The sequence below is a fragment of the Arthrobacter sp. NPDC093128 genome, from assembly GCF_040683875.1.
Taxonomy (GTDB): Bacteria; Actinomycetota; Actinomycetes; order Actinomycetales; family Micrococcaceae; genus Arthrobacter.
Genome location: NZ_JBFBEY010000058.1, coordinates 1 through 5,486, shown reverse-complemented (window position 1 = coordinate 5,486; position 5,486 = coordinate 1). Strand labels below are relative to the sequence as shown.

Genomic DNA, 5,486 nt, shown 5'->3' with positions numbered 1-5,486 from the left:
GTTTTACGCGCTTGACCCGGGGCCAAAAAATAACCGGCGTATGCGGACGACGGCGGGAAGTTCCCGCCGTCGTCCGCTTCTGTTTTGCCTGAATAGGTGAATCAGCCGATCGGCTCGGCCATTTGCTCCACGACATACTGGGCATCCACCGAGGCGCCGGTAACCGGATCCGCCATTTCCACCTTCCAGCTGCGGGCGAACTGGTCCACGCCGTGGGTCATGGCCACGGTGCCCGAGATGAGGACCGTGCCTGGCTCGTTGAGGCCGCGCTCAGTGAGGACGTCCAGCCAGTAGTCAGGGCTGAGCAATGCTGCCAACGAGCTGTCCTGGATGAGCGTGTCCGGAGTGTCGCCCGCCCCCACCCATCCCTTCAACGTGATCTGGTCCAGGTGGTCCCGCACGTCATCCAGCAGCCAGGCTTTGCGGCCCAGAACGTCAGGGCTCGCGTTCTTGCTCCAGGCCACACCGTGAACCTCAAGCTCGCGGTCGGTGTGGTCGCAGGCCACGGTAAGGAGCACTCCGTCCTCGGTAATGACCAGCGCCCACTCGGCCTCCCCGGACGTCCGGCCGTGCTGCACGCGGACTTCGGAAACCTGCTGCGCGAGGTACGGCGAGACCGGGTACAGCGCCGGAGTGGTGGTGGGGCCGGGAACTCCCAGCTCGGCCAGTTCGGCAATGTGGGCCTGCACTTCCTCCTGCTCCCGCCCGGCATAGCCGGCGTTCAGGAGGTGCTTGACCTGCACTTTCCGGGTGCTGCCGTCGGGAAGTTCGAAGCTCAGAGTCGTCATGTTCTGTCCATCCTTTGCGTGTCCTGCTGGAGAAATTTACAAACCGGAAACCGGAAACAGTCGCCAATGTACATCCAGTATGCGTAATGTATACATTTAACGCCAGCGTGACAGGCGTCACCCGTAAACATCTCGTGGAGGACAACACCATGGCCAACGTCCCAGTTCCGGCTTCCGGCGCAGCGCCGCGTCCGGACAAGCCGATTCACCCCAAGGGCCTGTACAAGGCCTTCGCCGCCAGCCTCACCGGCACCGCCCTCGAGTGGTACGACTTCGCCGTCTACTCGGCCGCGGCCGCCGTCGTATTTCCCATCGTCTTCTTCCCGTCAACCGATCCCCTGACCGGCACCATCCTGGCCTTCTCCACCTATGCGGTGGGCTACGTGTCCCGCCCGGTCGGCGGCATCATCTTCGGCCGGCTGGGCGACCGGATCGGCCGTAAGAAGGTCCTGGTCACAACGCTGATGATCATCGGCGTGGCCACCGTCCTGATCGGTGTGCTGCCGGGCTACGACAGCATCGGCATCACCGCCCCGATCATCCTGGTGCTGCTGCGCTTCGCCCAGGGCGTGGGCGTGGGCGGCGAATGGGGCGGCGCTGTGCTGCTCTCCAGCGAATACGGCGATCCGCACCGCCGGGGCTTCTGGGCATCAGCAGCCCAGGTGGGCCCGCCCGCGGGCAACCTCCTGGCCAACGGCGCCCTGGCCGTTCTCACACTGATGCTGACTGAAGAGCAGTTCATCAGCTTCGGCTGGCGCATCGCCTTCCTGGTTTCGGCCCTGCTGGTCGGTTTCGGGCTCTGGATCAGGCTGAGGCTGGAAGACACCCCCATCTTCAAGGCGATCGCGGCGCACGGGGAACAGCCCAGCGCCCCCGTCTACGAGGTCTTCCGCAGGGAGCTCCGCCCGCTGATCGCCGCCACCCTGTGCCGCGTGGGCCCGGATGTGCTCTACGCCCTGTTCACTGTTTTCACCCTTACCTACGGCATCCAGTCCCTCGGCTACGAACGCAACCAGGTACTCACCGCCGTCCTGATCGGCTCCGCGTTCCAGCTCTTCATGATCCCGCTGGCCGGCGCAGTGTCCGACCGCTTCAACCGCCGGCTGGTCTACGGCACCGCGGCAGTGGTGGGTGCTGTGTGGACGTTCATCTTCTTCGGCATCCTGGGCGGGGACAACGAACCGATGCTGATCGTGGGCATCGTCATCGGCCTCATGGCGCACTCGTTCATGTACGGCCCGCAGGCAGCCTTCATCGTGGAGCAGTTCTCCCCGCGGCTGCGCTCCACGGGCAGCTCACTCGCCTACACCTTCGCCGGTGTGATCGGCGGCGCCATCGCACCCCTGATGTTCACGCTGCTGCTGGCCCGGTTCGGAACCTGGATCCCGGTGGCCATCTACGTGGCCGTGGCCGCTGCCGTCACGGCAGTGGGGTTGGCGCTAGGCCGGGATTCCAACACCGTCGAAGACGAGGACTACCGCCTTTTGCTCGAAGGATCCGCGGAAGCGCGCCAGCAGTCCGGCGTCGCCGAATCCCGCTGACCCGCAATCCGGGCGAACCCGGCCAACGCGGCCGGAGTTTTTGTCCACATAATGCGTCCAAAAGGCTTTGGAGCTCGCGTTATGTGGACAAAAACTCCAGCAGGACCATTAGGTGCGGAGCAGGATGTCCCGGGTGACAGCCAGGTGATGGTCAATGGCCGCCTGCGCCTTCACCGCGTCGCCCGACACCAGGGCATCGAGGATGTCCTGGTGTTCGGCGCACACCTGGCCGCGCCGTCCGCCGGTGCGGAACAGGGCGGAGACGCCCACAAGGATCTGCCGGACATGCAGTTTGCTGTACGTGCGGGAGATGAGCTCATTGCCTGCGGCGTCGATCAGCTGCTGGTGGAAGAGGGTGTCCAGCCGGATGAATTCCTGCGCAGCCTCCGGGTTCATCTGCTCGGGAAGCTGGGCCTGCTGGTCCAGGGTGTCCTGCATCGTCTGCGCAGGAACGCTGCGGTGTTCGATCACCAGGCGGGCGGCATGGCTTTCCAGCACACCCCGGAGTTCCATCAGCTCCGACATTTCGCGGCCAGTCACCGGCGGAACATAGGCTCCGCGCTGCGGAATCAGTTCCACCAGGCCGTCGGAGACGAGCAACAGGAGCGCTTCCCGGACCGGAGTGCGCGAAACGCCGATCTCGGCGGCCAGCTCCTGCTCGTTCAAGAACTTCCCCTGCACCTCCGGGTCGATCAGGACATGTTCCCGCAGGTACGCGTACGCCTTCTCGCGGCCGGACGCCGCTGTCCCCGAACTTTTTCGCATACATTATGTATACAACAGACTGGAGTAATTTCATGCGTTTAGCAGTGGCCCAAATTATCACCGGAGCCGATCTGGCCGCCAACCTGGAGCTGATTCGAGAATACGGGATGCGGGCCAAAGCGGCCGGAGCTGAACTGGTGGTGTTCCCGGAAGCGGTGATGCGCGCCTTCGGCAACAGCCTGGCGGACATCGCCGAGCCGCTGGACGGGCCATGGGCCACCGCCGTCCGCAGCATTGCCCGCGAGCTGCACATCACCGTGGTGGCGGGCATGTTCACCCCGGGCGAGGGCGGCCGCGTGCGGAACACCCTGCTGGTCACCGGCCCGGGCATCGAGACCTCCTACGACAAGATCCATCTCTTTGATGCGTTTGGTTTCGCCGAGTCCGATTCCGTGGACGCCGGCACGTCACTGGTGACCTTCAACCTCAACGGCACGGTGATCGGCCTCGCGACCTGTTACGACGTGCGCTTCCCCGCACTGTTCACGGCAAACGCCCGGGCCGGCGCCCAGGTCAACATCGTCTGCGCATCCTGGGGGGCCGGCGAAGGAAAAGCGGAGCAGTGGGACCTGCTGGTCCGCGCCCGTGCCGTGGACAGCACCACGTTTGTGGTGGCCTGCGGGCAAGGTGACCCCGCCAGCATCGGCCTGCCGTCCGCCGGTGCCGCCCCCACCGGGATCGGCCACAGTGCCGTAGTGTCCCCGCTCGGCTCCCCGCTGGTTGCATTGGGCGCCGGGCCTGAACTGGCCGTGGTCGACATCGACCCCGCCGTCATCACGGACGTCCGCGGCAAACTGCCGGTGCTCGCGAACGCACGGACTTTCTAGTCCGGACTTTCCAGCGCCTGGCGCACCTGCTGGAGCGGACGACGGCGGGACCTCCCGCCGTCGTCCGCTCCCTTTTGGCTGCGGTCCTTTTCGGCTGCGGTCGCCGCCACCTCGGCAGCACGATGCTCTGGTCAGGCGCAGCGCGCATCACTACCCTGACTGGTAAGCGCTCCCCGAGGAAGAAGGACAAAGTGGACGAAGAGGGCATCCTGAACCGCATCCAAAGGCTCGTTGAGGAGGAACGCGAGCTTCGCGAAAAGGCGGAATCCGCCGCGCCCGGGCCCGAGCACGCGCCAGATCGCACACGGCTCCAGCGCATTGAGGAGGACCTGGACCAGTGCTGGGATCTGCTGCGCCAGAGGCGGGCCAAGGTGCAATACGGCGAGAATCCGGAAGAGGCGGCGCCGCGGCCGGTCAGGCAGGTGGAGGACTACCGCGGCTGATTTCCCTGCAACGGCGCGGACCTCCTTGATAGCCCGGGGGACCGCCTGACGCCCCTCCCCTCGCGACATCTGCGCGACACCTTTGACAGGCTCTGTGACAGGTGCCATAGTCTTTATATGGACCTGTTGGACAGCTGGACAGCTGCACAAGATCGAGTGGTACGCGTTGGCGCGGCTGAGGCGGTTTTCGCATCCCTCCGCAGCGCCATCGAAGGCGGCAGGATCCCGGTGGGCACCCGCCTCGATTCGGAGGCATCGCTCGCCAAGCAGTACGGCGTGAGCCGCACGATGGTCAGGGAGGCACTGCGTTCCTGCACCGCATTGGGGCTGACCGCCACCCACACAGGGAAAGGCACCTTCGTCATCGCTGACAAGGTGGCCCAGGACCTTAAGCTCGGCAAGTACTCGGCCAGCGCCCTCGTGGAGGCACGCCCCCACGTGGAAGTGCCTGCCGCTGGCCTGGCCGCCGAACGCCGCAGCAGCGAAGACCTGGAGGCTCTCCGGGAAATCCTGCGGGAAATGTCCGTGGAGGACGATCTCCAGCAGTGGGTGCTGTTGAACACCGAGTTCCACGTGACCATCGCCCGGTGCAGCGGCAACGGCGTGTTCGAATCCTTCCTGTCGGATATCTGCGACGCCATGGCCAACCAGTCGAACACGCTCAACCTGGTGGCTGACCGGCGCAAGGAATCGGGTGAGGAGCACGCGCGCATTTTCGCTGCCATCGAGAGCGGATCAGCCGAGGAAGCATCCCTGGCCATGAGGATGCATCTGCACGGGGTTGAATGTGCCCTGGGCACCATCGTCCCCGGAAGCGACCACTCCAGGGCCGGCCATACGCGCTAAACGCTGAGCCCGACTTCCACGTTTCCCTGACCTGCCCCAACCGCCGTAAGCCCCGCGGGCTCCTTGCGGTGGAACCGCCATGCCCGCGGGCCTGGCTGCAGCAACGTCCAAGCTAGCCCTGGATTCTTATGCCCAAATTTTTTTCCGTCCACATTCTTGCGTCCAAAATTACCGTCCACGCCCCGTCAACGAAGCCCTGTGAGGACCCCATGACCACCATTGCCGATACCGCCCCGGACACCCGTTCCGAACACGATCTCCTCGGGGACCGGGACA

The 5,486-nt window shown here is 65.1% G+C and carries 6 protein-coding genes; 4 read left to right on the top strand and 2 right to left on the bottom strand.

What is annotated here, in order from left to right; translation table 11 throughout:
* Positions 1-101: 101 nt before the first annotated feature.
* Entirely contained in the window at positions 102-788 is a 687-nt protein-coding gene (locus AB0N24_RS27310) for a DUF2848 domain-containing protein (protein ID WP_364131686.1), read from the bottom strand.
* Between the two features lie 149 nt (positions 789-937).
* Between AB0N24_RS27310 and AB0N24_RS27305 the strand changes: the two genes are divergently transcribed.
* Positions 938-2,329 carry an MFS transporter gene (locus tag AB0N24_RS27305; RefSeq protein ID WP_364131688.1) on the top strand — a complete coding sequence of 464 codons (1,392 nt, stop codon included), beginning with the start codon at positions 938-940 and terminating at the stop codon, positions 2,327-2,329.
* 108 nt (positions 2,330-2,437) lie between these two features.
* Here AB0N24_RS27305 and AB0N24_RS27300 read toward each other — a convergent pair whose 3' ends face one another.
* Positions 2,438-3,094 carry a GntR family transcriptional regulator gene (locus AB0N24_RS27300; RefSeq protein ID WP_364131683.1) on the bottom strand — a complete coding sequence of 219 codons (657 nt, stop codon included), beginning with the start codon at positions 3,092-3,094 and terminating at the stop codon, positions 2,438-2,440.
* 32 nt (positions 3,095-3,126) lie between these two features.
* On the opposite strand from AB0N24_RS27300, the gene AB0N24_RS27295 reads away from it, so the two are divergent.
* The 3 genes from AB0N24_RS27295 to AB0N24_RS27285 all read left to right on the top strand — a co-directional run bounded on the left by AB0N24_RS27295 (position 3,127) and on the right by AB0N24_RS27285 (position 5,210).
* A complete protein-coding gene (locus AB0N24_RS27295) occupies positions 3,127-3,921 on the top strand; it encodes a carbon-nitrogen hydrolase family protein (RefSeq protein WP_364131680.1) in 795 nt (264 codons plus the stop codon).
* A gap of 191 nt (positions 3,922-4,112) precedes the next feature.
* The gene (locus AB0N24_RS27290; RefSeq protein WP_364131677.1) at positions 4,113-4,364 is read left to right on the top strand and encodes a DUF2630 family protein; all 252 of its coding nucleotides are present in this window, start codon (positions 4,113-4,115) and stop codon (positions 4,362-4,364) included.
* Between the two features lie 117 nt (positions 4,365-4,481).
* A complete protein-coding gene (locus AB0N24_RS27285) occupies positions 4,482-5,210 on the top strand; it encodes a FadR/GntR family transcriptional regulator (RefSeq protein WP_364131675.1) in 729 nt (242 codons plus the stop codon).
* The last annotated feature ends 276 nt before the right edge of the window (positions 5,211-5,486 follow it).